Raw genomic sequence first — 26,020 nt, forward strand, 5'->3', positions numbered from 1 at the left:
CCGCTGGGCTGCGAAGCAGCCCCAAAACCAAGCAACCCGGTGTACGAGTCGAAACCGCATCAGACAGACGACGACTGCTCCGCAGCCGAACGGGGATAAATCCCCTCGCCACAGGGATTAACCATATCCCCGGTCCAAACAAGGTAAGGCCTGCTATCCTCCAGCCCTTACAGCGAACCACCCAACCCAAACCGCTTCCTCAAGCCTTTTTCCAGCAATGCTTTGGGCAGCAAACCGGCCATCAACGGCAACGCCCGGCTGCCATTACCCAGGCGCAGCAGGCGCGGGGGCTTGGGTTGCTGCACGGCCTTGAGCAGGCCTGCGGCAAAATCGCTCGCCGGGGTCGGGTTGTCCTGGGATGCTTTGGCGCGGCTGCGGATGCCGTCGCGCAGAGGCCACCAGGGTGACTGTTCGCTGATCAGTTGCTCGGCTTCATGGCCGGCATTTTTGGCGAAACTGGAGGCGATGGCGCCGGGCTGGACTTCCATTACGCGGATGCCGAACGGTGCCAGTTCCATGCGCAGCGCATCGCTCAAGGCATGCACCGCCGCCTTTGAGGCGCAGTAGGCGCCGGCAAATGGCGTCACCAGCACGCCGGAAACGCTGCCGATGTTCACCACCAATCCCTTGGCCCGGCGCAGCACCGGGAACAGTGCGCGGGTCACCCCGACGATGGCGAACACATTGGTTTCGAACTGGCGCTGCATGGCCGGCACACCACCGTCCAATAGCGGCCCCATGGCGCCGTAACCGGCATTGTTGATCAGCACATCGAGGCCGCCGTGCTGCTGGTTGATGCGTTCGCTCAACTGTTCCAAGGCCTGGCCATCATTGACGTCCAGCTGTATGGCGGTAAACCCGGCAGCACTGAGCAGCGCCACGTCCTCATCCTTGCGAGCACTGGCCCATACTTGATAGCCGGCGGCCTTGAAGACATCGGCGAGGGCGCGGCCGATGCCGCTGGAACATCCGGTAATCAACGCAACGGGCATGGCCATTCCTTATGCAAACAATGAGAGGGATCAGTTGGAGAAGCTGCCTTGCAATCGTTCGGCGCGAAACTCCAGGGTTTGTGGACGATATCCGGGACGCAGCGGCGGCAAGGGCAGGCAGTCCTGCCAGTCAGCGCCGGGCTGCAACTCGCCTGGGCCTCGATAACGCGGTGCGGTGTACTGATTGTCGGCCAGGTTGATGGTGTCGCCGGGTGCATAAGCCGCGATCCGCCAGCGCAGTTCGATCAGCGGTACATCGTTGCCATTGGTCATGTTCAGCAACAGCGGACGGTCGGCCGGGCAGCGGTCGGGGGCGTAGCTGACGCGCAGATCCAGGCGCGCCAGTTGCCGGGTTTCGCGACTGTCCTCCCAGATTACCCACGCGGCCACCAGTCCCAGACCGACGAACGCCGCCAGGGACACCGGCAACGCCTTGGCCGGATAGCGCAGCAGCAGGATGAGCCAGGTGATGACCAGCAAGACGCCGATAAGCATGGTTGAAGCCTCCGTTATCGTCACACCATCCTACCGGAGGGGGCGGGCCGTGGATATTCATCCGTCTCGGGCCGTCGGTCGCCGCTGTCATATCTGACAGTAGGCAAGGGTTGTCTGCCCTTGTTAGATGCCGGTTACGAGGCAGCGGTGCTACGACCAAGAGGTCTGATTAGATGGGTATGGATCAGAGAACCCCGAGGCTGATGGCCTTTGACCCAAGGAATTTACCGGTTCGCTCGGTCGACTATTGGCGCAACGTCGAGAACGGACCCACGCAAGAGCGTGTCACTCGCAGCCTTTTCGATGCCGCCGGTCGTTTGGCAAAACAGTGGGATCCTCGATTGTGGTGTTTGCAACAAGACGATCAGTCGGCGCCGGCCAACCTTGCGACGGTTTATTCGCTGTCCGCTGCCGCGCTGCGTACCGATAGCGTCGATGCGGGCTTGCAGATCGATCTGCCTGGGCTCGCCGGCGAGGGTTTGCGGGCGTGGGACGGTCGGGGAACGCATCGCGAGGTGGGCTACGACGACCTGCTCCGTCCCGTGGTGGTGCTCGAACAGGGCGCCGGGCAACCGCGTCGCTGCATGGAGCGGTTGAAGTACGGTTCCCCGGGCCGGGGCGATCGCGACCATAACCAGTACGGGCAGTTGATCCGCCACGATGACCCAGCAGGTAGCGTGCAGATGGAGTCGTTTGCCCTCACCGCGCAGAACCTTGTCCAGAACCGTCGCTTCATCCTTGATGCCGTCGCTCCCGACTGGCCGGAGCCGGAAGCCGAGCGTGAAACATTGCTCGAACCCGGCGAGGGCGCCCGGTCAACCTGGTGCCTTGGCCCCCAGGGCGACGTGCTGGAGCAAATGGATGCCCTGGGCAATCGACAACGCAAAAGGCTGACCCTCGATGGCCGGTTGCGTGAAACTCACTTGTTATTAAACGGGCAGGACACATGGCAGCCGCTGGTCAGCGATATTCGTTACAACGCCGACGGGCAAATAGCGCAGGAGACGGCCGGGAACGGTGTGCAGACCCTGCTTGAATACAGCCCCGACGACGGCCGGTTGATGGAGCGCCGCGCCAGGCGCGCCGACCAGGTGCTGCAAGACCTGTTCTACACCTATGACCCCATGGGTAACGTGCTGAGCATCGAGGACAAGGCCCTGCCGGTGCGCTACTTCGCCAATCAGCGTGTCGAGCCCGCCAGCCGTTTCAGCTACGACAGTCTTTATCAGGTGACCGAAGCCAGCGGCTGGGAGGCGGGCGCTGCCAACCAGGGACCGGAGTCCGTTGGCCGCCTCGACCCGGCGGCGGTGAGCAACTACCGGCAGACCTACCGCTACGATGAGAGCGGTAACTTGCTGGAACTGACCCATGTCGGCGCTCAGAATCATGGCCGCCAGTTGCAAGCGGCCCGCTACAGCAATCGTTGTTTGCCGTACCGCAACGGCGTGCCTCCAACTGAAGATGACATCTGCGCCGCGTTCGATGCGCGGGGCAATTGTCTGGAACAGGATGAGGGGCGTTTCCTGGCTTGGGATCTGCGCAACCAGTTGAGTTCGGTCACCCCCATCGAACGCGCCTCAAGGCTTAACGACGGTGAGATTTATGTCTATGACGGTAGCGGTCTGCGCGTGCGCAAATTGCGCACACTGCAAGCCGGTGCCCGGACGCTGGCCACCGAGGTGCGTTATTTGCCTGGGTTGGAACTGCGTGCCGACAGCGGCACTGGGGAGTCTCTCCAGGTCATCATCGTCCAGGGTGGGCTCAACAGTGTGCGGGTATTGCATTGGGAAAGCCCATCACCTGCGGGGGCCAATGACCTCTATCGATACAGTTTTACCGACCACTTGGGTTCGACCAGCCTGGAGCTTGCCCAGGACGGGCGAATCATCAGCCGCGAGCACTTCTATCCTTTCGGCGAGACCGCGTACCTGGCGGGACCTGATGGGGTGGAGGTCAGTTACAAGACGGCCCGTTACTCAGGTAAGGAGCGGGACGCAACGGGGTTGTATTACTACGGCTATCGGTACTACATGCCCGGCCTGCAGCGCTGGCTTAATCCGGACCCTGCGGGAGATATCGATGGGCTGAACCTGTACGCGATGGTCAGCAATAACCCGCTGACTTTTCGGGACGCGGAGGGGCTTAACAAGACTGGAAAGTACGAAATTGAAGTGGGCGTGAAAAACCGACTGAAGCTCACAGCGGCGGCGCTGACGAGCAGGGTGGGCGTGTTCAAGGAGGCCACGGGAAAGTACAGCGATGTGAACGACTTCAAAGTGGTGGAGGTCGGTGCATTCAATGACTATCTGGTGGGAGGCGATGAGGTCAAACAGAATCTGCAACGCTACAAGCAACGCTATAAAGCCCTCTCCAACGAAACCACGAGTTCGAAGGTCGTTGGACAACCTTCAAACTTCGGTCTGGGGGCCAGCATTTCCAGTTACATGTTGCGCAGTGCCAACGATGTATTCGTGGACGAGCCAATCGATCCGGACGCTTTGAACAGACACCCTGATTTCGTCGTTGAGCGGCGCTTTTTCGCGGTCATGAAAAAATCCGACAAGTTGAAACCGCCTGAGGAACGACAGATTTATGGTCTGGCCGAATTGAACGCGTTTACAACGAAGGGAAAAACGGAAGTGGATGTTGTGCAAGTGGTCGTCCACCCTGAAACCCAGGGTGACGGGGCCTTGAAAAAGGAGGCGTTGGCGCAGGCCAGCTCAGTGGCGCGGCTGCCGATGCTGAAGGGGGTGGGGACATTCTTGACGGTGCATGCCATCAAGGCCATTTCCAAGGGGGCGGATATCCGGAAAATCAGAACGGACGCGGTCAATCCGCGCTCGGCCAGGATTGCCGAAAAGTTTGATGCCAAGCGAGTGGTCAATCAATAAAAAAGCCCCCACCCAACCCACTGCGGATAGGGGACGCAGTGGGCTGGACGGGGGCTTCTTTTTTTCTACCGAGCGTTACTGCGCGATGGTTTTCACCGACACGCCACGTTCGATCGGAGTTGAGCGACCGTAGATGTCTTCAAAGCGCTCGATGTCGTCTTCGCCCAGGTAGCTGCCGGACTGCACTTCGATGATTTCCAACGGGATCTTGCCCGGGTTGCGCAGACGATGAACCGAGGCGATCGGGATATAGGTCGACTGGTTTTCGCAGAGCAGGAACACATTCTCATCGCAGGTCACTTCGGCGGTGCCGCTGACCACGATCCAGTGTTCGGCGCGGTGGTGGTGCATCTGCAGCGACAGGCACGCACCCGGCTTGACCGAGATGTGCTTGACCTGGAAACGACCGCCCATGTCCACCGAATCATAGGAACCCCACGGACGATAGACCTCGCAATGGTTCTGGGTTTCGGTGCGGCCCTGGGCGTTGAGGGTGTTGACCATTTGCTTGACGCCTTGGACCTTGTCCTTGTGGGCGATCATCATGGCGTCCTTGGTTTCGACCACCACAATGTTGTCCAGGCCGATCACCGACACCAGCTTGCCGTTGCCATGGATCATGCAGTTACGGCTGTCCTGGACGACGACGTCGCCCTTGGTGACGTTGCCGTTGGCGTCCTTGGGGTTGACTTCCCACAGCGACGACCAGCAGCCGACATCGCTCCAGCCGGCCGACAGTGGCACCACGCAGGCGCGCTGGGTCTTTTCCATGACGGCGTAGTCGATGGAATTGTCCGGGCAGCAGGCGAAGGTGGCTTCGTCGAAGGTGATGGTGTCGGGGGTCTGCTCGCTGCGCTCCAGGGTCAGCAGGCAGGTGTCGTAGATGTCCGGATCGTGCTTTTTCAGCTCTTCGAGGAAACGGCTGGCGCGGAACAGGAACATGCCGCTGTTCCAGAAGTAACCGCCGGCTTCGACGAACTCGGTGGCGCGCTTGACGTCGGGTTTTTCGACGAAGTGCGAAACGCGGCTCACCCCTTCAGGCAGCAGGGCATCGTTGGTCGACTTGATGTAGCCATAACCGGTTTCCGGTTTGGTGGCCGGTACGCCGAACAGCACCATTTCGCCACGCTCGGCGGCCACGGTGGCCAGGGCCAATGCGCGTTGCAGGGCCTTCTGGTCTTCCAGCACGTGGTCGGCCGGCAGGACCAGCATCAGCTCGTCGCGACCTTCATTGACCAGCATCATCGCCGTCAGCGCCACGGCCGGCGCGGTGTTGCGTCCGAACGGTTCCATCAGAATGCGCTGGGCTTCCAGCTTGCGGTTGGTCAACTGCTCGTTGACGATGAACCGGTGGTCTTTGTTGCAAACCACGATCGGGGTGTCCATGCCTTCGAACACCAGGCGCTCGAGGGTTTGCTGGAACAGGGTGTGTTCGCCGGTCAGGGCCAGGAACTGTTTAGGGAATTGCTTGCGCGAAAGCGGCCAAAGACGTGAGCCGCTACCACCTGACAAGATCACCGGAATCATGTTTGTTACTCCTACAAATCGAAATGGTTTTTAGAGCTACTGCGTTCTGTCGTTTCACTCTCTTGTTGTTGTTCCGTACCTGAGTGACTGACCTTTGCTGTAGGAGCTGACGAGTGCAGCGAGGCTGCGATCTTTGCGCTAACACTTGAATCCCAAGCGAAAGATCAAGATCAAAAGATCGCACCCTGCGGCAGCTCCTACACAAATAGGCGTTCAGCCCTCAGGTGAATTGATCAGCGGGTCGACACTGGGCGTTTTACCCACACTGGCGACAGGCTGCTGCCCGAACCGGTGACGTACAGTACGGCCGCTTCGCCGCGTTCCAGGGCCACGGGCTTGAGATCGCCGACTTTCTTGTCGCCGTCGAACAGCGCCAGGCTCACTTTCACCGGGTTGATTTCACGCTCGCCACGGCTCTTGGCCGCCACCGTCTTGACCACTTCGGTCTTGCCATCGGCGGTCTTGAGGGTCAGTGGTTTGTCGCTGAGGTTCTGCACGCGTACCAGGGACTTCTGCTTGTTCTTGAACGGCGGTTCTTCAATCAACTGAGGCTGGCCGCTGGCGTTGTTGACCAGGGTGTAATAGTGATCGGGGGCCAGTTTTACCGGGACGGTCTGACTGCCGACCTTGGCGCTGTAGTCGCCGCCGGGCATGAAGCTGAAGTCAGTGCTGGCCAGTGGTGCTACGTCGCTCAGGTTGGTGCTGCCGACGGTGGCGCTGACTTCGGCATTGCTGGCGTTGTAGATCCGCACGAAGCTCGAACCTTTTGGCGCAACCGGACCGTACAGGGCCGAGTCACCGGCAAAGGCGGACAGGGAAAGGGCGCTCATGCTGGCAACCAGGGCAACGGCCTTGAGGGAGCGAGCGGCGAGACGGCGAGGAGTTGTAGTGAAAGTCATGGTGGACCTCTCTTTCAGTTTTGCGCCCGGTCGGGCGTCTCGGATGGGGTGTTGGCAGCGACGTTCTGTTGGCGCGCGCCGGCTTGTTTGAGTTCTGCGACCCACTGCGGGTCGGCGTCACCGATTTCGTTGTTCACAGGCAGATAACGTTCAGGAAACTCCCAGATCAGCACCTGTGGCGGGCTGTTCTTGAAGGCGTCGCTCTTGAGGTAGCTGAGCATCGGCAGAATCGGGCCATGGCCGTCTTCGGCGTAGTTCACGACGTCGCTGTTGAGGGCCTGCTTGAGGGCGCCGACGAAGTTCCAGTTGGGGTTGGCGCTGTAACTGGTGCCGATCAGCGCCACGGGTACCTGGGCATCTGTAAACAGCGCGTCGCCTTCGGCCGGCTGGTCGTCGGCTTCACGGGTGGTGCGTTTGACCAGCGGCTCCTGGGCTGGCATCAGGTTTTCGAACAGCGGGTCCAGGGGCAGGAACTGACGCAGGTCGCCCTTATGAGTGATTTTTTCCGCAATCTCGGTGACGAAGCGTTGTGGCTCGCCGTTGAGTGGGGTGCGCTCGGCAATCGTCTTCGCCAGCTTCTCGGCGGCGACCTGCGCGCCTTCCGGGGTCCAGTGGGTGTCGGTGCGCAGGAACACTTGCTGGCCGCTTTGCTTGGCCTGTTGCATCGGGCCGAGCAGGTCAGGGGCCAGGATCTTGTCTGCCGCCACACGGGCATGGAAATCCTGGTAGAGGTTGGCGTGAATGCTCGAAGGCTTCACTTCACCCAAGTGCTCCGGATACAACCGCACCTTGGCCGGCACGATGGCCATGACCAGGGTGATGCCCTGTTCCTTGAGCTTCTGGCGCACGCCTTCGACCAGCGCGTAGTTGCCTTGCAGGTTCTGTTCTTCGTTGACGATCGGATTGAACTCTTCGTCGCTGTACAGCCACTGGTCGCGGCCCAGGACCACGCCTTTGCGGCCCTCGTTGAACAGCTTGTAGTCCAATGCCGCCCAGATGTTGGTACCCAGGCGCTTGATCGGGAACTCTTCGTCGTAGTGCGTCTCGACGGCTTTGCTCCAGCGACCGTTGAGCACGGTCGCGTCGGGGTTGGTGCTGAAGCCGAAGAAGCTGCGCACCGACCACAGGCCCAGGACCGTCAAGGTCAGCAAGAACAGTGCGATGTAGAAGATGCGTAATGAGCGGGTCATGTTCAGATCCCTCAGAACTGGAAGTAAAGGAACGGCGAGAAGCTTTGCGCCGAGAGTTTGAGAATCGAGGCAATGAACAACATCAGCACCAGGGCGCGCATTGCATAGCGTGACCAGTCCGCGGTCCAGTAGGCCGGTTGCACCTGGGCTTCGACGCCTACGGTGTAGCCCGGTTCATGAATGTTCGACGGGTTTTCACCCGGGACGGCTTTGATCAGCCCTGGTTGAGCCGTAGCCGGACCGTCGGCCTCGGTGTTCACTTCAGGTTTGGTCTTGACCGGTGGCTGATTGGTGTAGAGATCGCGCAGGCCGAAGAAGGCGAGGGTGGCGTAGGCCACCGCCAGCGTGGCGATTTGCAGACCGGTGAGGTTGGCGCGGGTCAGTTCCGACAGCGACCAGTCGCCGAAGCTGAACATGGCGCTGTACATGCGGCCGGCTACGTGCAGGTTCTCGGCACGGAAGATCACCCAGCCCATCACCACCAGCAGGAACGTCAGTGCCCAGCGGATCGGATTCAGAGCGCGTGGCGTGGTGTTGATGCCGACTGCTTTTTCGATGGCCAGCCACATACCGTGCCAGGCGCCCCAGATCACGTAGGTGATGTTCGCGCCGTGCCACAGACCACCGAGCAGCATGGTCAGGAACAGGTTGCGATAGGTCATCAACGTGCCTTTGCGATTGCCGCCCAGGGTGATGTAGAGGTAATCGCGCAGCCAGGTCGACAGGCTGATGTGCCAGCGCCGCCAGAACTCGGTGATCGACTGGCTGATGTAGGGCTGCTTGAAGTTTTCCATGAAACGGAAACCCATCATCAAGCCCAGGCCGATGGCCATGTCGCTGTAGCCGGAGAAGTCGAAGTACAGTTGTGCGGTGTAAGCCAGGGCGCCGAGCCAGGCATCGCCCGTTGTGGGGTTCTCCAGGGCAAAGCAATGGTCGGCCACCACCGCCAGGGTGTCGGCGATGAACACCTTCTTGATGAAACCCTGCATGAAGCGCGTGCAGCCTTCGGAGAACTTGTCCAGGGTGTGGGTGCGGTTGTTGAACTGATCGGCCAGGTCGCGGAAACGCAACACGGGGCCGGCGATCAGGTGCGGGAAGATCGCCACGAACGCTGCGAAGTCGATCAGGTTGTGGGTCGCCGGGGTATCACCGCGATACACGTCGATGATGTAGCTGATGGACTCGAAAATGTAGAACGAGATCCCGATCGGCAACAGCACGTGGGTCAGGATGAACGGATTGAGACCGAAGCCGGTAATGATCGCGTTAAGGCTGTCCACACCGAAGTTGGCGTACTTGAAATAGCCCAGGATGCACAGGTCCACGCCCACGCCGAGCAACAGCCAGCGCTGGGCCGGTTTGGTGCGCACGCCGGCGGCGCCGACTTTCAGGCCGATCCAGTAGTTCCACAGGGTGACACCGGCGAACAACGCCAGGAAGTCCACGCGCCACCAGGCATAGAACACATAGCTGGCCAGCAATAACAGCAGGTTGCGATAGCGTTGCCCGCTCAAGTAGTACAAGCCGAGAAAGATCGGCAAGAACAGGAACAGGAACACGTTGGATGAAAATACCATCCCGATCTCTCCATGTTGAATCAACAGTCAAGGGCCAGAGCCCCCCCAAACCCCCCCATGAAAACCGGGGGCTCATTACATTCCAAAACAGACCAGACTCCCTGTGGGAGCGAGCCTGCTCGCGATGACGGCGTACCAGTCGACATTTTTGGTGAATGTCAGACCGCTATCGCGAGCAGGCTCGCTCCCACAGGATTCCCCGCCTCGCAGGGAGCCTGCGGTCAGCTTCCTTTCTCACCTTTTTCCCATGAAGGGTCGTACACCTTGGTCAAGTCCCCGCCGAGGCGGAACGTCTTGAACGGCTGCATTTCATGCTTGCGCTCCAGCACATCCTCGGGGCAGGTGTAGAGGCTGCAGAACGGTTCGAGCCAGGCGAACTTGGAATCGACTTTCAGATCCTTCATGTCCTGTTCATCGCCGTTCTTGTCTTCGAAGATGTCCGGATCTTTCACCCCGGCCAGGACCTGGTCAGCCAGGCGCTTGAGGGCGCCGTTGTTTTCCTGGCGCAGGTCCACGCCGTTGACCTGAGCGAAACTGGCAATCATCGCCAGGGGCGGCAGGGCATAGTTGTGGTAGGACAGGGCGCGTTGCTTGCGCTTGAGTTCGTTGGGCAAGAAGCCCTCGGCGTCGACCTGGTTGACGCCGACCTTGTATTCCTTGACGGCCCAGTCGAACAGGTCGCGGCGGTTGGTCGCCACGGCGGTGGCCATCACCGACCAGGCGGCCCAGTAGGAGTGGTTGTTGATTTTTTTCAGCGGCAGGTTGTCCCAGTCGCTGACCACCTGATCGGCCATCTTGCTGAACCAGCCTTCGATCAGTTGCGCCTGCTCCTGATGATTGGCCAGTGGATGTGACTCGGAGAACTTCAGGCGAACATAGGCCGACGCCATGCTTCCCAAGGCCCATTTGCGCATGGACTTGCCGGTGTGGTTGAAGTCCTTGGACATCAGCGCATCGGCCTTGGCCCAGGCGGTCAGCCAGTTCAGGGTGCATTCCAGCTGCTCGGGGCGCCCGTCGCGCATGAATTGCATCACTTGTTTGCTGATGCCGCGCTCGATCTTGGTGATGTCGGCGGTGCTGTCACGGAAGGCTTTTTCCGATTGCGTGTTCAGGGTTGCACGGGCCTTGTCGGAGCCTTCGTACTTGCTGCGAAACTGCAGCGAGCCGGTGTAAGGCGTCGGTACCGATTCGCAGCGCTCGTCAGAGCTGCCCGTCTTGAATTTTTCAATCGGTGCGAAGTAACCCTGGGGCGGGCGTAGCGGGGCCGCAGCCTGCGTCGCGCCGGCGAATATCGCCAGGGTCAGCAGGGACGGCGCCAGCAGCGTTTTCAACGTTCGGGTGCGCATGGTTCTGGTCATGAGACGAGACCTCATTGTCCGATTTGAGCCGTTTGTTGCCCGGCTTGCGGAGATGCGTTGCGTTTGCAGACTTTCGCTTCGATTTGCTGTGGCTCGGCACCGGCTTCAGGTCCCTGGACTTCTACAGCCAGCAGGTTCTGGGAAGCCCAGTCCTCATCGGTACGCAATTGGAAGGCGAAACGTCCGTCGGTTTCGGAAGTGTCCGGTTTTTCGATCTTGATATCCTCGTGGCGCCCATTCATGTACCAGAGGGTGGCTTGTAGGGTTTTCACCGAGGTATCGGCGAAGCGGATATCGATCTGGTGGCTGCTGTTACGCAGGTCCATGTTCTTGCTGTTGACCATCAATTCGTTCTTGCCGGGCTTGAGCGCTGTTTTGCTGCTCAGCAGCGCGGGCTTGCCTTCGCAACCGTTGTTGTCCAGCAGCGCCATCATCTGGCGGTAGATGGTTTCCTGGTCCAGGCGATACAGCGGCGAGAACTCCCAGATGAGGATTTTCGGCGGGCTCTTCTGGAATTCTTCGCTGCCCAGGTACTGGATCATCGCGCCTTCCAGACCGCCACCGGGGAAGGCGACGTTGAGGATGTCGGCGCCGATGGCTTCTTGCAGGAAGCCGGCGAAGTTGTAGTTTTTGCCGCTGTGGCTGGTGCCCACGAGGGTGATCTGCGGATCACCGGAATCGCCGAACAGATCACCGCCGCCGGCTTCGCCTTTCGGCTCGGTGGTGAACTGGTCCATGTACTGGATCGCGTAGCTGGTGCCGCACAGCTGACCGGCCATGTTGTGCAGAGTGCCGGTCTTGCCCATGCGGCCGGACTTCTTGGTTTCGAATTCCTGCTTGGGAATGTCGGCGAAGGCCGGGATCTGCTTGACCTTCTCGGCCACGATCTTCGCTGTGCGCTGGGCGCCATAAGGGGTCCAGTGCTGGTCGCCACGGAAGTAGAAATCGTGGGCCGGCAGGGTGTCGGGCAGGTTTTCGTTGGTCAGCGGTGACAGGTCAGGCACCACATAACCCATCTGCGCGAAGCGCCCGAGCATGGTTTTGTAGTTGGTCAGGGCTTTGTCGAAGTCGTAGCTGGCCTTTTCCTGGGGGTTGAGTTTGTTGCGGTTCACCAGACCCCGGGTCGGTTGGTAGACGAGCACCAACTCAACGCCTTTTTTCTTGAAGGCGTCGTGCAACTGCTGCATGCGCTTGTAGCCGGCCGGGGTGGTGTCGAATTCGGTGCGCAGGTCTTCCTGGGTACGGAACAGCCAATCGCCCTGGGCCTGCACCAGCGTGGTGAAGTTCTGCTGATAGCGCGTGGTGTAGTTCTTCGCGTCATGGGCAGCAGGGCACAGGTTGCAGCACGGTTCGGCAGTAAACGTGGGGGCCGTGATTTCATCGGCGCGCGCGCCGCTGGTGGCGGCGAGAATGCCGGCAGTCAGGGCGGACAGGCCCAGAAGTTTGATCATCTGTGGGTTCATAAAGGTCATCCTCAGTCCCGCATTTCGGTCTGGCGTTCGACAGGGTCGATCAGCACGGCTTTCTGCTGGCGCACCAGCAGGTCGAGAATTTCATCCTGGCGCTCGCCCAGAATCCCCGAGAAGCTGATGCCGCTGGATTTGGTCGGCGCGAGCATGGACACGCGGTACAGCTCAACGCTCAATGGAGAGTCGATGGACAATGGGCCGCTGCCGTTGGCAGCCAGTTCGCCACCGACCACGATCAGCGAGACCTGGGCGTCGAACGGGTCGAGCTTGATGTCCCGGTCGGTGTCGGACAGGTCCTTGATGTGGCCGTAAAGGCCGGTCAGGCCGTTGGCCATGGAGACGTTTTCGTAAAGGCGGATGTTCACGCTGTTACGAATCCGGATGCCGTGGCGCCGGTTGCTGATCACTTTGTTGCCCCACAACAGGTTGTCACCACTCTCGTACAGCGTGATGCCGTCGGTGTGGTTCTTGTAGATCTCGTTGTAGGCGATCACGTTGTTCACGCTGTTACGGTCGATCACCAGGCCCGAGAGTTTGTTGTCGTAGCTGCGGTTGTTGAAAATGAAGCTGTCGTTGACCTCACGGGAAATGATGATCCCGTGCTTCTTCTTGGTCCCGTAGACAGTGTTGTCGGCGATGATCAGCCGATGGGAACGGTCGTGGGGGTCAATGCCGTAGACGATGTTGTCCTTGTAGGTGTTGCCCTTGACCACAAAGTCGTTGGTTTCGTAGCAGTAGAAGCCGTACCACATGTCCGAGAACTCGGAATCGATGATCCAGCCGGTCGGTTCCGGGCGCTTGAGGACCTTGGCCATGTTGGGCGTGTACTGGGAAATACTCACCCCGTACGACTTACTGTTGGCGTAGCCGAAGCTGGCCATTTTGGTATTGACGATGTAAGTCTCGGTGCCGCCCCAGGACAGCAGGAACGGGCGGAATTCGTTGGCCGAGCGGAACGTGGCGGGGCCATTGTCCTTTTCGCGCCAGCCGGTGACCTTGGTATCGCGGATGTACATCTTTCCATCGTTGACCAGGAACGAGCCGCCCTCTTGGGACAGGCGCAGCTCCTGGGTCTGTTGGTCGATTTCCAGAATGCCTTTTTCACCCACCACAATGGGAATCCTGGCCAGGAAGACCCCCGGCGAGGTTTCCTTGAGGTACTGCTTGGGCACTTTCTTGGCCAGGTCCTTGAGGTTCATGTAGCCATCGTCGATGAAGATGGCCTGTGGGATGCCGTGCTGGCGCACCACCCACTCGGCCATCTTGTTGTCGCCGCCGATGAAGTCCTTCAAGGCGTTTTCCTGCATCATCCGGCGTACGCTGACCTTGCCGGGCTTGCTGCGCACGATCTTGGCCGCGGCCGCTTCGGCGGTGAAGCCTGTGAGGTCGGGCAGGGTCGGCGCAGCCAGTTCCAGCGGAGCGGTCGGCGCGCTGCTGACGGTGTAGGTCTTGGCTTGTTGCAGTTCCTTGACCACGTTGCCCGGTTTGACCACCGGTTCAACGTTGGCGAACGCCGACGAGCCGGCCAGCAGCAACGCTGCGGCCAACAGGCTGATCGAACCTTTCATCGCCTGGCTGTTCCTGAGGTAGCGGTTCATATCGGGCACTCCCATGGTCATTCGCATCAGAAGCGCCAGATCACGTCGACAAAGGCGCGATGCATGTATGAATCGACCTCTTTGCCGTAGGCGTCGCCAGGCTTGAACACACCGCCGCGAAAGCGCACCAGCGCCGACGGCTCGTCGATGGACTGGCTCAGCGCGGCCGGCAGCAGGCCTTGCTTGAAGTACTTGGTGACCACCAGGTCGACTTCCTGGCCCAGGTCCTTGTTACCGTCGCGCAATGGCAGGGACGAGGTGGACAGGATTGCGCCGGTCACATCGTCGGTGTTGTTTTGCACCGCGTTGATGCCGTTGCTGCCCACCGGCTTGTTGCCGTCCACGCGCCAGAACTTGTGGTACACCAGGCTTGCGTCGTATTCGTCTCGCAACTGCCAGGAACCGAACAGGCTGGCACTCTGGGTGTTGGCCATTTCGCCACGGAAGGCTTCACCGAAACGGTGGACGCGCGAGCGGGTGCCGGTGTAGTTCGAGCGGTTACTTTGCAGACCGTTCTGTTCGTAGTCCTCGCTGGCGCGGGCATAGGCCGCGCCGACTTGCCACTGCGGGTCCAGGCGCAGGCGGATGCCCAGGTCGGTGGCCCAGCCATCGACGTCGTCGCTGCGCTTGAGTTGGGCGGGGCGCGTGCCGTCGGCGTTGAGCGGGTTGACGGTGTCGCGATCGCCGGTCATGCCGGTGAGGCTGGCCCAGTAGTTGACGGTGTTGGTATTGCGCCAGTTGTAGGCGTCGCTATTGGCTTCCAGGCCCAGCCAGGACAGGTCACCGTTCTGGGTCTTGTCCAGGGAGTCGGTGGCTTCGCCCGGGGTCGGGTAATCGAGGCTGCCATTGTCGTGGGTGTGGTGGGCGCGGATCCCGGCCCACTGGCCTGGCATCCACTGGTAGCCCACGTCACCGTAGACGTGCAGGCGGTCCTTGTCGTCGGGCGCCAACTCCTTGAGGTCGGTGCGGTATTCGCTGAAACGCTCGGCAACACCCAGGTTGGCCCGCAACAAGGTGGTGTCGAAGGTCCAGTTCAGGGCTTCGATATTGGTGTCGCGCCATTGGCCGTCTTCGTTGCGCAGGCGCTGGCGACCGAACTTCAGCTGCTCGCCCGGGTAAGGGGTCAGGCCCCGATAGCCAATCCAGAACTCGCGCATGGCCAGGTAGTTCTTCTTGACTTCGCGATCACCGCTGTCGGTTTGCGCGGTTGCGTCATCGGACTGTTGCAGGGTGTCGGTCTCGATGGTGTCGGTAGACGTCACGGCCTGGGCCATGGCGTAGGCGCTCCAGGCACCGCGTTCACCGTAGATCCATGGACGCAGGTCCAGACCGATACCGTTGACGTCGCCGCCGCGCTGGGTGCCGAGGTCGCGATCGTCTTCGGACTGGGCGGTGATTTTCACGTCCAGCCCGAAGTTCTGGTCTTCAGTCAGGGCCGCCAGGGTCGGGCAGGACCACAGCAGGGCAAACGACAGGCCAATACCGGCCTGCACAAAAGGATTGAGCTTCAAAGGCTTCATAGAGGTTCCTCGCCGTCATCTTCTTTTAGGGCTTGCAGTTCCAGCGTATCGGGGCTCATGGCGCCGCGAATGGCCTGCTCTTGTTGTAGCAGGCGCTGGGCTTGTGCAAGCTGGTTCGGCGGTAATTGGGCTTCGAGGGTCTGGGCAAGCTCGATGGCTTGCGGGGTGTTCTGGACCTTGGCCAACTGACTGAACACATAAGCATTGACCGGGTCGGGCTTGGTGCCCTTGCCTTGGGAGAACAACTGGGCGATGGCGAAGTCAGCGCTGTTCTGGCCGTTGCGCGCGGCCTTGAGCAGATGGTCCAGGGCCTTTTGCGAGTACACCTGGCCCAGGTAACCACGGCGATAGATCTGGCCCAGGTAGTAATCGGCGGCCACTTCGCGGCCAACGGCTTTCTGGAAATGCGCTTCGGCGACCTTGGCGTCAGCCGGTACCCACTTGCCTTCGTAGTACAGCTTGCCCAGCAACAGATCGGCACGCGGCTGATCGGCGGCGCGGCCGTTTTCCAGGTACTGCATCATCTTGTCGACGTCACCCAACTCGGGGAAGTCGTAGAGAATCTGCGCCAGGCTGACCCAGGCAGCGGGATAGCCAGGGGCGATGCCTTCGAGCAACGACTGTGCGGTCTTTTCGTCGGTCTTGCCCAGGTTCGCATCGGCCAGGACGCGGGCGACGCTGTCCACGCGCTGGGCAGACACGGTGCCACTCTGATGACCGGCCTGCATTTGCTTGAGCAACTCGGCCTGCTGTTCAGGCTGGCCGCGTTTCTGATAGACCGTGGCCAGTTCGACGTAGCAGATATCGGTGGTAGCCAATGCGGCCTTGCAGACTTTTTCCACTTCATCCAGATGCTGGTCGTAGGTGCCCTGGGTGCGATAGAGCAGAATCTGCGCCAGGCCCGCTTCCGGGTAACCGGCACTGCGCCATTGGCTGATCTGCTGCTGAGCGTTGACGTTCGGGAAGCTTTGAGGATATTGCAGGTACAGCATCGCCAGCGGGATGAGGGTGCCGCCCTGACCGTTGGCGAAGGCTTTCTTCAACAGGCCTTCGGCTTCGTGTTTTTCCGCTTCGCTGGAGCCGGGCTTGGCCACCAGCAGGCGGCCCAGGCGAGCCTGGGCCCGTGGCGAGATATCGGCTGCGGCGCGGTAAGTCGCCTCGGCTTTTTTCATCTGCTCGGGGTCTCGGCTGTCCACCTGGATGTCGGCCAGGCCGACCTGGGCTTCGCTGTAGCCCAGGTCTGCCAGTTGCTGATAGTTCTGCTGCGCCAGCGTGGTGTCACCGCGCTTGAGGGCCTCGTTGGCCAGGCGCTGGTCGGGCAGGCCCGCGCAGCCGGCCAGGCTCACGGCCAGCGCCAGCACGCAGAAGGCACTTGTGTGGGAGCGAGCCTGCTCGCGATGCAGGCCGCTCGGTACACCAGGCACACCGCACTTATCCCATCGCGAGCAGGCTCGCTCCCACAGGGAATGCGGCGTTTTGTTTTTTTGTGGAGTCGTCACGGGCATGTCCTCGACTTAAATACCGACAGCCATGGCTTTGTCGATCAGCCAGTTCAGGTTCGGGCCACGGTCACTGGTGACTTCTACCGGCCGGCCGGCCAGCGAGCTGTCCAGGGGTTCGTCAGGCTGGATCAGTACACGGATATCGGACGACAGGTCGGCGCTTTTCAGGCTGGTGCTGCTGACGATCTTGCCGGTACGGGTGGTGTCTTCGCCGGCAACCTGGAAGCTGACCGGGGTGCCTGGGCGCACGTCGCTGAACTGGCGATAGGAGAAGCGTGCTTCGACGTTGGCTTCGGTGCCCCGTGGGACCAGTTGGAAGATCACGTCACCCTTGCTGGCGTACTGACCGTCGGACACCAGTTGCTGGGCCACGATGCAGTCGCACGGCGAGGTCAGGGTGCCGGTCATTTGCTTGCCGAACAGTTCCTCGACCTTGGACGGTTGCAGCTGGTTGTCGTCCAGATGGCCCTTGAGCACATCGAGCATGCTGGTGCTGAACGTGGCCAGCGGGGCACCTTTGGCGGCTACGCCGTCGGCCTGGACCAGGCTCTGCACGGTGCCGTCACGCGGCATGGTGATGGAGGTGCCCGGTACATTCACCAGGCCCGCCTGGGCGTGGCTGACGAAGTACATGCCGTACACCGACTTGAAGATGAAGCCGAACGCCGCCAGGCCGACGATAAAAATCGCCAGGCTGAAGGTCACGGCCCGCAGGCGACCCAGGGCGGTCATGCCACCGTTGTCATCCTTCTGCTTGCGCGCCTTGGTGAAGTTGTCGCGTTGCAACGTCGCCAGCACATCGCCGACGCCGACGATGTCGCCGGCCAAGTGCGAGGTGATGATGTGACGCAGCGTCGAGATGTCCCGAGGCTCCAGATTCTGGAACTGGCAACCGGTGCGACCGGTCTGTCGGTCGTAGGAGCGAACCTGCAGTTCCACGTCCATGGCCAGGCCAAGGTTGTCGATCACAAATTGCAGGCGACCCTTGTACGCCTCGCCCACCTTGAGCGGCATCTGGCCGGCGTTGAAGCACAGGCCTCCGGCGGACAGGTCCAGGACCTTGACTTCCATGGGCGTACGGTCGGGGCCGAAGAAACGCAACTTGGCCGGGATTTTCACTCGGGCGTGTTGGCGCTGGGCTTCGGATTCATGCACTACGTTGACATTCACGGCGGTGTTCATAGGGGCGATTTCCTAGTTAATTCAGGCGAGTTCGGTCAGACCATCATCAGCAGCACGGCAACAAACACGCTGCCGGCGGAGAAGGTCATGGTCCGAGACGACCAAGTGTTGAACCAACGTTGAAAGCTGGCGAGATCACGGGTCAGATGGGTGGGCTGGCGAGTCCAGGACTGTTGGTCGAGGCGGAAGAACACGTAGATCTTCACCAGCGCACCAACGATCTGGTTGTAATAGAGAATCGCCGGGTAGGCCGGACCGATCCGGTGGCCGGAGCACGACAGCAACAGGGTCAAGAGCAACCGGGTGATGCCGATCCACAGCAGGTACACCAGGATGAATGCGGTGCCGTACTTGAAGCTGGCAATCAGTGCCACGGTCAGGCCCAGCAGCGAGGTCCACATCGACACGCGCTGGTCGAACAGCACCACCGAGGTGAACAGACCCAGACGCTTCATGCCCAGGCCCAGTGCCCGGGAGTTCTGCCGCAGGTTGTTGCCATACCAGCGGAACATCAGCTTGCGACTGGCCTTGATGAAGCTTTTTTCCGGCGGATGCTCGACGGTATTGATCGCCGCATCGGGTACGTAGAACGTGTCGTAGCCCAAACGCATCAGGCTGAACCAGCTCGACTTGTCGTCGCCAGTGAGAAACTTGAAGCGGCCCAGGCGCCAGTGTTGCAGCGAGTCGCTTTCCACGTCGGCGATGAAGTCCGGGTTGGTGACCACAGTGGCGCGGAACACCGACATGCGGCCGGTCATGGTCAGCACACGCTTGGACAGGGCCATGGAGCACATGTTGATGTGGCGCTGAGCGAAGCGCAGTTTGTGCCATTCGCTCATGATGTAGCCGCCGCGCACTTCGCAGAACTCGTTGGTGGTCAGGCCGCCGACGTTGCCGAACAGTTGGAACCACGGCACGGTCTTGCGCACCACGCCTTCGGCGAGCACGGTATCGCCATCGATCACCGCGACCACTGCACGGTCGTCCGGCAAGTGGCGGGAAATGGCGCGGAAACCGAAGGCCAGGCCGTCACGCTTGCCGGTGCCTGGGATGCGCACGAAGTCCAGCTTGACGCGCTCTGGCGGGTTCATGCGCGCCCAAAGGCTCTTGACCAGCAATTCGTCGGACATCTCCACGATGGAGCAGACCACGGTAGTGGGCAGCCCACAGTCGATGGCTTCGCGGATCACCGAACTGTAGACCTGGGCGGTCGTCAGCGCGTCGATCCGGAAGCTGGTGACCATCAGGTACACGTGGGACGGATCCGCCGCCTTGCCCAGCTTGCGTACCTTGCGGCGCAGATGCGGGTAGACGATGTACAGGAAGATCATGCCGCGCACGAAATGCGTCGCTCCCATGGAGTAACGCCAGATGCCCACGGCGCCGATCAGGAAAATGAAATCCTTGGATTCGGAGTCGAACGTGGACGTGGGCAACGCCATGGCGATGCCCATCAATAAACTCAAGTAAAACAGCCAACCGGCGGCCTGAAGCAGGCCGTGCTTTAGCCTGTGCATAATCTGCATCCGTCTCTATCTCGGGCGGGCCTTGTGGGCGGCCCGATGGGTTAAGGCAGGCGAAAGGCCGGCCGGGGCGTTGCCCCGGCCGGCAAACAGACTTACCAGCAGATGCCTTCGGTCCGGCCACTCGGGTTGGTGGCCTTGGACATGAAGCCAACCAGGTCGATGACCTGCTTGCCTTCCGGTACGTTTTCGGTCAGCGCGCGGAACTTCTCGTCGCGGTTGCCCAGGATGATGATGTCGGAGCTGTCGATCACCGAGTCGAAATCGGCGTTGAGCAAGGACGAGACGTGAGGGATCTTCGACTCGATGTAATCCTTGTTCGCACCGTGGACGCGGGCGTATTCGACGTTGCTGTCGTAGATCTTCAGGTCGAAACCCTTGCCGATCAGCATTTCCGCCAGTTCTACCAGTGGGCTTTCACGCAGGTCGTCGGTGCCGGCCTTGAAGCTCAGGCCCAGCAGGGCGACTTTGCGCTTGTCGTGGCTGGAAACGATATCGAAGGCGTTCTGCACCTGGGATTCGTTGCTGCGCATCAGCGAGTTGAGCAGCGGCGCTTCCACGTCCAGAGAGCTGGCGCGGTAGGTCAGGGCGCGAACGTCCTTTGGCAGGCACGAGCCGCCGAATGCAAAGCCTGGGCGCATGTAGTACTGGGACAGGTTCAGGGTCTTGTCCTGGCAGACCACGTCCATCACTTCACGACCATCGACGCCGACGGCCTTGGCGATGTTGCCGATCTCGTTGGCAAAGGTCACCTTGGTGGCGTGCCAGACGTTGCAGGTGTACTTGATCATCTCGGCGACAGCGATGTCCTTGCGGATGATCGGCGCATCGAGCTCTTCGTACAGCGATTGCAGAACGTCGCCGGAGGCTTTGTCGAACTCGCCGATGACGGTCATCGGTGGCAGGTCGTAGTCCTTGATCGCGGTGCTTTCACGCAGGAACTCAGGGTTGACCGCGACGCCGAAATCGACACCGGCCTTTTTGCCGGAGCAGTCTTCCAGAATCGGGATGACCACATTCGCCACGGTGCCTGGCAGTACGGTGCTGCGAACCACGACGGTGTGGCGGGTGGTCTTGTCGCGCAGGACAAAACCGATCTCGCGGCACACCGCTTCGATGTAGTTGAGTTCCAGATCGCCGTTCTTCTTGCTCGGTGTACCGACGCAAATCATCGACAGGTCAGTATCACGAATCGCTTCGGCGAAGTTGGTGGTTCCGCGCAGACGGCCTGTTTCGATACCTTGTGCCAACAGCTCGCCCAGACCGGGTTCAACGATCGGTGATTTACCGGCGTTGATCATGTCGATTTTGTCTTTGGCGACATCTACGCCAACGACATCATGGCCCCGTGCAGACAGGCAACCGGCACATACTGCACCGACGTAACCCAAACCAAATATGCTAATGCGCATCGCATTTACCTCTGTTTTTCACGCCATTAAATGGCCGGAGTTAATAGTGTTCAGCGGTCATAGTGCACTCGGAAGTGTGGAATGCAGGCGCCACAGTGCCGTGTGCAGGCATACTAAGTTCCGAGTGTCTAAATAAGTGCACTCAAGTTGTGCGCAATGCGGCCTAGTTGTTATGACCTGCCCTGTTATGCAGCCAGTCCTCGTATTCGGGAACGCTCGTGCAAAGGTCTTTCACCTCTGATCTCTGGCAAAAAGCCCACAAAATCAGAAGCTTGTGTGCTCGGGTGAGCACGTTATAGGGGCGCAGCCTTGGCCTTGTAGGGGATAGTAATGGTGCGTTATCTCCTGTCCTTTATAAGATGGATCCAAATAGGCGACCGTTTCGCTAAATTGCCATGACAACTTGGTTACTTGGATCGACGGCCTATGTAAGTCTTCTCTTACACGCTCCGTGAGAATCGTTACGGGTGGTATGAGCCGTGCAATTTCACATAGTTCCGATCCGCTCATCGCGATTTTCGAAATTTTTCGAAATATTATGAAAGATGGCACTGACCTCATGATGATGGCACTTGCCATTTTGACCTTTGATAACGGGGAGTTAAGGGGGGTAGATATTTTTGTGCCACTACCGAATAAAAAATTTTGTGCCACTACGTAAAAAACTGACAGATGTCGAGTGAAACAAAAGTTAGCGAGGGGTGGGGGCGATTTATTGGCGTCATGGAACTGACGAAGTGGGCGGGGAAGTTAGATGACGTGTTCGGGTTTGATCAAGGCCCCTGATCAAGGGGCCATATAAAGATGTGCTTTATTCGGGGGCATGGTCACGCAGGAACACCAGTTTGTCCGCGCTCGATTGTTGGGCATTGAAACGGTAGCCATGGGCATCGAACTGCTTGAGTGCTGCCGGATCGTTGATGCGTTCCTGAATCACGAAGCGGCTCATCAGGCCACGGGCCTTCTTGGCGTAGAAACTGATGATTTTGTACTGGCCGTTCTTCAGGTCCTTGAACTCGGTATCAATGACACGCGCTTTGAGCACGCTGCGTTTGACCGCCGAGAAGTATTCATTGGAGGCCAGGTTCAACAGTATGTCGTCACCCTGTTCGGCCAACGCTTCGTTCAGCCACTCACTGATACGCGGGCCCCAGAACGCATAAAGGTCCTTGCCCCGGGCATTGGCCAGCTTGGTGCCCATCTCCAGGCGATAGGGTTGCATCAGGTCCAAAGGGCGCAGCAGGCCATAAAGACCGGAGAGCATGCGCAGATGCTCCTGGGCATAGTCGAAATCGGCTTCGGCAAAGCTTTGTGCATCGAGGCCGGTGTACACATCACCCTTGAACGCCAGCAGAGCCTGTTTGGCATTGGCCGGAGTAAACGCCGGGGTCCAACTGCCGAACCGTGCGGCATTGAGGCCGCCGATCTTGTCGGAAACGTGCATCAGCTCGCTGATTTGAGCCGGAGAAAGTTCGCGTAATTGCTCGATCAACGCCTGGGAGTGATCCAGGTATTGCGGCTGGGTAAAACGCTCAGTGGCCGGCGCAGTTTCGTAATCGAGGGTCTTGGCGGGGGAAATCACCATCAGCATGCAATCGTCTCCTTCAAAGGTGCGGCGATTCTAGGGGGTTGTCCGGGTGGACTCCAGCTATTGGGGTGATAGGTGATCGGTGGGCGAGTATTGATGGGCTGGGTGGCGAGGGAGCTTGCTCCCGCTGGGTTGCGAAGCAACCCCAAGAAAGATGGCGACCGCTTCGCGCTCGAGCGGGAGCAAGCTCCCTCGCCACAAAAGCGCCTCTCTCCACAGATGCTTCCCCCACAATGAACTCACCAGGATCAGCTATGATGCCGCGCGGGTTTCGTTATGGAGACATCCCTTTTGCGCATCGTCCTTCTATTGTCGGCCTGGTTCCTGAGTTTTGCGGCCATTGCCGCACCCAACGACATAGCCACTCTGGACCGCAGCACCTGGCCGGAGCAGCTCACCAGCCCGACGCTGTTCGACGTGGCCTCGCGAGCCGAGATCCTGATGTTCGCCCGGGTCCTGCTGGACACCGATGCCATGGACGAAATCGCCCTCAAGCAGCACCTGGGGCTGCGCACAATCAATATGGCGGCGATCGACACCCTGCGCGCGCGGTTGTGGCAGCGACTGCTGAGCAACTACAACTTCGCCCAGCAAAGCTGCGATCAGGACGCTTCGTTCTGTTTTCTGGTGGAAGACCTGGCGACGTTGCGCGAAGAGGCGGGCAGGCTCACGCTCGATGAAAACTCCTATTACATCAAGTGGGCTGAGCCGAGCCGGATCTTCCACACTCAATACCTGGACGAGCTGTTGCGCAAGGCCGCGTTGTTTCCGCAGACCAGCAGCGAAATCGCGCGTTTCGGCGATTACGAACGCAACGGTGATGATCTGAACGACCGGCTGTTCCTGCTGACCTTCGACAGCGCGGCCAACATCACGCCGGACAATACCCCGTGGCTGACTGAATACCTGCGCAAGTCGAACATGAACGGCACTTTCTTCGTGCTGGGCAAGGACATCCAGGCGCGGCTTGCCGAGCGCTCGGTCAACAACCTCCAGGCCTTGTATTCGGGGCAATGCGTCGGTGTCCAGGGTTGGGAGTTCCGCTCCCACAGCCATTGGCAGGACTGGCAGGACTCAGTGCGGCGCAGCGTCGATCTGGTCAAGGGCAAGCTGCCGGAAAACTACGTGCCGCTGTTCCGCCCGCCCCAGGGCCAGCGTCGTGGCGATGCCGGCGCATTTTTCCGCAACCAGGGCCTGCAAGTGGCGCTCTGGGATATCGACCCCCAGGACAGCGCCGGCCGGCTCAACCCCGAGCAAAGCGCCCAGCGCACACTGACCCTGATGCTGTTGTGGCGGCGCGGCGTGATCAATTTCAACGTCAAGCAGGATGCGCTGAAAACGGCGCTGCCCTGGCTCATTACGCAAACGGCGCAAAGCGGGATCGGCTGGGAAGATTGTCGGGTCGCGTTTCGCTGATTTGGCCAAAGGCCCGGAAACACGGGGGGAAGAGGAGAATTCGGCGCACTTTCATGACGACCGGACTTCCGACTTTAACGGCGCAACGCCACAACGCCAAGGGTTATTCGTCACTCTGAAAAATAAACTTCAAAAAAGCGTCAAAGTGCTTTTTCCTGTCATGTGTTTTGGAGTATCAAGAAGTCAGACCGCCGAAACCTGCAACACAGGTGGCGTCTTCCAAGACCCAGTTGTGTGCAGTTCACCTCAAGCCTTGCGGGTGAATTCGGTGGCTACCTCGAGGCGCAGCACTGTCACGGTATTGCGTCGAATGGCCCCCACAAAGGTGACCGAGTATGGATGACCACGGACGTAGCCCTTCCTCCAACCAGCCAATCCTGTATGTACTCGATACCAACGTATTGATCCACGATCCAAACGCACTCCTGAACTTCGAAGAACACCATGTTGCCATCCCGATGACCGTGCTCGAGGAGCTGGACAAGCTCAAGAGCGGGCATCACAGCGTCGCCGCCGAATGCCGGCAGGCGATCCGCCTGATCGACAAGACCCTGGGAGACGCCTCGCCCGAGGACGTTGAACTGGGGGTGCCGATCCAGCGGGGCAAAAGTGGTCCCAAAGGCCTGCTCTCGATCCTGATGAGCAAGCGCACCGAACCCAACCTGGTGCTGCCCGAACACCTGAACGACAACATCATCATCAACCAGTTGATCGACCTGCACGCGCGCAACCAGGATCAGGCCGTGGTGCTGGTGACCAAAGACATCAACATGCGCCTCAAGGCCCGCGCCTGCGGGATCGCGGCGGAGGACTACAGCACCGACCAGTTGGTCGACGATGTATCACTGCTGCCCAACGGTTATCACACCATGACCGGCTCCTTCTGGGACCGGGTGAGCAAGGTCGAGACCCGTCAGGACCATGGTCGCACCTGGCATCAGGTGCAGTTGATCGACAATCTGCCGGCGGTGCACATCAATGAGTTCATCATCGACGAGCAGGGTTTCGTCGGCTGGATCAAGGAAATCCAGGTCGACAAGCTGCTGATTCTCGATCTGCACCAGGAACCCCTGCTGCATCAGGAGGCCTGGGGCCTCAAGCCGAGGGATATCTACCAGAGCCTGGCCCTGTTCGCCTTGCTCGACCCGGACATCCACCTGGTCAACCTGTCCGGCGCCGCCGGTTCCGGCAAGACCATCCTGGCCCTGGCCGCCGCCATCGAACAGACCATGGTCAGCAAGCGCTACCGGCGCATCATCGCCACCCGTAGCGTGCAGGGCCTGGACCAGGAAATCGGCTTTTTGCCCGGCACCGAAGCGGAAAAAATGGAGCCTTGGCTGGGCGCTATCACCGATAACCTCGAAGCCTTGCACATGGATGACGAAAGCACCCATGGCAGCGTCGATTACATCCTCAGCAAAGTGCCGTTGCAGTTCAAATCCCTCAACTACATTCGCGGCCGCAGCTTCCAGCAGAGCCTGATCCTGATCGACGAATGCCAGAACCTCACCCCGCACCAGATGAAAACCATCATCACCCGTGCCGGCGCCGGTTCCAAAGTGGTGTGCCTGGGCAACCTGGCACAGATCGACACCCCTTACCTGTCCGCGACCAGTTCCGGGCTGACCTACCTGACCGAACGCTTCAAAGACTTCCCCAACGGGGTCCACATCACTCTGCAGGGCGTACCGCGCTCGATCCTGGCCGAATACGCCGAATCTCACCTGTAACCCCACCCAAACCGGGCGATCTCAACATCGCCCGGTTTTTTTGTGGATGCTCGAAAAACCTGTGGGAGCGAGCCTGCTCGCGATGACGGTGTATCAGATAAAAATATGTGGCTGATGCACCGCTATCGCGAGCAGGCTCGCTCCCACAGGG

General features: G+C 60.0%; 18 protein-coding genes. 3 read left to right on the top strand and 15 right to left on the bottom strand.

What is annotated here, in order from left to right; genetic code table 11:
- Positions 1 to 167: 167 nt before the first annotated feature.
- Positions 168 to 992 (bottom strand): SDR family oxidoreductase, encoded by an 825-nt coding sequence (locus HU811_RS06600; RefSeq protein ID WP_186654790.1) that lies wholly within the window; start codon positions 990 to 992, stop codon positions 168 to 170.
- 30 nt (positions 993 to 1,022) lie between these two features.
- The gene (locus HU811_RS06605; protein ID WP_092393758.1) at positions 1,023 to 1,487 is read right to left on the bottom strand and encodes a multidrug transporter; all 465 of its coding nucleotides are present in this window, start codon (positions 1,485 to 1,487) and stop codon (positions 1,023 to 1,025) included.
- Between the two features lie 173 nt (positions 1,488 to 1,660).
- Here HU811_RS06605 and HU811_RS06610 point away from each other — a divergent pair, with 173 nt between their 5' ends.
- Positions 1,661 to 4,378: an RHS repeat domain-containing protein gene (locus tag HU811_RS06610; protein WP_186654791.1), complete on the top strand. Its 2,718-nt coding sequence runs from the start codon at positions 1,661 to 1,663 to the stop codon at positions 4,376 to 4,378.
- A gap of 75 nt (positions 4,379 to 4,453) precedes the next feature.
- On the opposite strand, the gene HU811_RS06615 is transcribed toward HU811_RS06610, so the two are convergent.
- The 13 genes from HU811_RS06615 to yaaA form a co-directional block, all read right to left on the bottom strand.
- Positions 4,454 to 5,905 (bottom strand): mannose-1-phosphate guanylyltransferase/mannose-6-phosphate isomerase, encoded by a 1,452-nt coding sequence (locus HU811_RS06615; RefSeq protein WP_092393749.1) that lies wholly within the window; start codon positions 5,903 to 5,905, stop codon positions 4,454 to 4,456.
- 233 nt (positions 5,906 to 6,138) lie between these two features.
- On the bottom strand, positions 6,139 to 6,804 hold the full coding sequence (locus tag HU811_RS06620) for an alginate O-acetyltransferase AlgF (RefSeq protein WP_186654794.1): 666 nt from the start codon (positions 6,802 to 6,804) through the stop codon (positions 6,139 to 6,141).
- Positions 6,805 to 6,818: 14 nt separating this feature from the next.
- Positions 6,819 to 7,994, bottom strand: coding sequence for an alginate O-acetyltransferase (locus tag HU811_RS06625; protein ID WP_186654795.1), 1,176 nt, complete (start codon positions 7,992 to 7,994; stop codon positions 6,819 to 6,821).
- Positions 7,995 to 8,005: 11 nt separating this feature from the next.
- Positions 8,006 to 9,571 (bottom strand): MBOAT family O-acyltransferase, encoded by a 1,566-nt coding sequence (locus HU811_RS06630; protein ID WP_092393740.1) that lies wholly within the window; start codon positions 9,569 to 9,571, stop codon positions 8,006 to 8,008.
- A gap of 221 nt (positions 9,572 to 9,792) precedes the next feature.
- Complete coding sequence (locus tag HU811_RS06635) at positions 9,793 to 10,917, bottom strand: mannuronate-specific alginate lyase (RefSeq protein ID WP_092394888.1); 1,125 nt, start codon at positions 10,915 to 10,917, stop codon at positions 9,793 to 9,795.
- A gap of 23 nt (positions 10,918 to 10,940) precedes the next feature.
- On the bottom strand, positions 10,941 to 12,392 hold the full coding sequence (locus HU811_RS06640) for an alginate O-acetyltransferase (RefSeq protein ID WP_186654797.1): 1,452 nt from the start codon (positions 12,390 to 12,392) through the stop codon (positions 10,941 to 10,943).
- Between the two features lie 11 nt (positions 12,393 to 12,403).
- Positions 12,404 to 13,996 (bottom strand): mannuronan 5-epimerase AlgG, encoded by a 1,593-nt coding sequence (algG, locus tag HU811_RS06645; RefSeq protein ID WP_186654799.1) that lies wholly within the window; start codon positions 13,994 to 13,996, stop codon positions 12,404 to 12,406.
- Between the two features lie 26 nt (positions 13,997 to 14,022).
- Positions 14,023 to 15,507 carry an alginate export family protein gene (locus tag HU811_RS06650; RefSeq protein WP_092394885.1) on the bottom strand — a complete coding sequence of 495 codons (1,485 nt, stop codon included), beginning with the start codon at positions 15,505 to 15,507 and terminating at the stop codon, positions 14,023 to 14,025.
- 5 nt (positions 15,508 to 15,512) lie between these two features.
- Positions 15,513 to 17,021 (bottom strand): alginate biosynthesis TPR repeat lipoprotein AlgK, encoded by a 1,509-nt coding sequence (algK, locus tag HU811_RS06655; protein ID WP_186654801.1) that lies wholly within the window; start codon positions 17,019 to 17,021, stop codon positions 15,513 to 15,515.
- Positions 17,022 to 17,030: 9 nt separating this feature from the next.
- Entirely contained in the window at positions 17,031 to 18,200 is a 1,170-nt protein-coding gene (locus tag HU811_RS06660; protein WP_092393728.1) for an alginate biosynthesis protein Alg44, read from the bottom strand.
- A gap of 35 nt (positions 18,201 to 18,235) precedes the next feature.
- Positions 18,236 to 19,717: a mannuronan synthase gene (gene alg8, locus HU811_RS06665; RefSeq protein WP_371264131.1), complete on the bottom strand. Its 1,482-nt coding sequence runs from the start codon at positions 19,715 to 19,717 to the stop codon at positions 18,236 to 18,238.
- A 101-nt stretch (positions 19,718 to 19,818) separates the two neighbouring features.
- On the bottom strand, positions 19,819 to 21,135 hold the full coding sequence (locus HU811_RS06670; protein WP_092393722.1) for a nucleotide sugar dehydrogenase: 1,317 nt from the start codon (positions 21,133 to 21,135) through the stop codon (positions 19,819 to 19,821).
- 811 nt (positions 21,136 to 21,946) lie between these two features.
- The gene (yaaA, locus tag HU811_RS06675) at positions 21,947 to 22,726 is read right to left on the bottom strand and encodes a peroxide stress protein YaaA (RefSeq protein WP_186654803.1); all 780 of its coding nucleotides are present in this window, start codon (positions 22,724 to 22,726) and stop codon (positions 21,947 to 21,949) included.
- A gap of 288 nt (positions 22,727 to 23,014) precedes the next feature.
- On the opposite strand from yaaA, the gene HU811_RS06680 reads away from it, so the two are divergent.
- Both HU811_RS06680 and HU811_RS06685 read left to right on the top strand, forming a co-directional pair.
- Positions 23,015 to 24,139 (top strand): polysaccharide deacetylase family protein, encoded by a 1,125-nt coding sequence (locus HU811_RS06680; RefSeq protein WP_186654817.1) that lies wholly within the window; start codon positions 23,015 to 23,017, stop codon positions 24,137 to 24,139.
- Positions 24,140 to 24,474: 335 nt separating this feature from the next.
- Positions 24,475 to 25,869: a PhoH family protein gene (locus tag HU811_RS06685; protein WP_047228849.1), complete on the top strand. Its 1,395-nt coding sequence runs from the start codon at positions 24,475 to 24,477 to the stop codon at positions 25,867 to 25,869.
- Positions 25,870 to 26,020 lie beyond the last annotated feature (151 nt).

The sequence above is a fragment of the Pseudomonas tehranensis genome (assembly GCF_014268615.1).
Classification (GTDB): Bacteria; Pseudomonadota; Gammaproteobacteria; order Pseudomonadales; family Pseudomonadaceae; genus Aquipseudomonas; species Aquipseudomonas tehranensis.

What these genes read in the sequence shown, in the direction of transcription:
- HU811_RS06685 (WP_047228849.1), top strand. Translation starts at nt 24,475, where the DNA reads ATGGATGACCACGGACGTAGCCCTTCCTCCAACCAGCCAATCCTGTAT.
- HU811_RS06615 (WP_092393749.1), bottom strand. Translation starts at nt 5,905, where the DNA reads ATGATTCCGGTGATCTTGTCAGGTGGTAGCGGCTCACGTCTTTGGCCG.
- HU811_RS06605 (WP_092393758.1), bottom strand. Translation starts at nt 1,487, where the DNA reads ATGCTTATCGGCGTCTTGCTGGTCATCACCTGGCTCATCCTGCTGCTG.
- HU811_RS06640 (WP_186654797.1), bottom strand. Translation starts at nt 12,392, where the DNA reads ATGAACCCACAGATGATCAAACTTCTGGGCCTGTCCGCCCTGACTGCC.
- HU811_RS06660 (WP_092393728.1), bottom strand. Translation starts at nt 18,200, where the DNA reads ATGAACACCGCCGTGAATGTCAACGTAGTGCATGAATCCGAAGCCCAG.
- alg8 (WP_371264131.1), bottom strand. Translation starts at nt 19,717, where the DNA reads ATGCACAGGCTAAAGCACGGCCTGCTTCAGGCCGCCGGTTGGCTGTTT.
- algG (WP_186654799.1), bottom strand. Translation starts at nt 13,996, where the DNA reads ATGAACCGCTACCTCAGGAACAGCCAGGCGATGAAAGGTTCGATCAGC.
- HU811_RS06670 (WP_092393722.1), bottom strand. Translation starts at nt 21,135, where the DNA reads ATGCGCATTAGCATATTTGGTTTGGGTTACGTCGGTGCAGTATGTGCC.
- yaaA (WP_186654803.1), bottom strand. Translation starts at nt 22,726, where the DNA reads ATGCTGATGGTGATTTCCCCCGCCAAGACCCTCGATTACGAAACTGCG.
- HU811_RS06630 (WP_092393740.1), bottom strand. Translation starts at nt 9,571, where the DNA reads ATGGTATTTTCATCCAACGTGTTCCTGTTCCTGTTCTTGCCGATCTTT.
- algK (WP_186654801.1), bottom strand. Translation starts at nt 17,021, where the DNA reads ATGCCCGTGACGACTCCACAAAAAAACAAAACGCCGCATTCCCTGTGG.
- HU811_RS06620 (WP_186654794.1), bottom strand. Translation starts at nt 6,804, where the DNA reads ATGACTTTCACTACAACTCCTCGCCGTCTCGCCGCTCGCTCCCTCAAG.
- HU811_RS06635 (WP_092394888.1), bottom strand. Translation starts at nt 10,917, where the DNA reads ATGCGCACCCGAACGTTGAAAACGCTGCTGGCGCCGTCCCTGCTGACC.
- HU811_RS06600 (WP_186654790.1), bottom strand. Translation starts at nt 992, where the DNA reads ATGCCCGTTGCGTTGATTACCGGATGTTCCAGCGGCATCGGCCGCGCC.
- HU811_RS06610 (WP_186654791.1), top strand. Translation starts at nt 1,661, where the DNA reads ATGGGTATGGATCAGAGAACCCCGAGGCTGATGGCCTTTGACCCAAGG.
- HU811_RS06625 (WP_186654795.1), bottom strand. Translation starts at nt 7,994, where the DNA reads ATGACCCGCTCATTACGCATCTTCTACATCGCACTGTTCTTGCTGACC.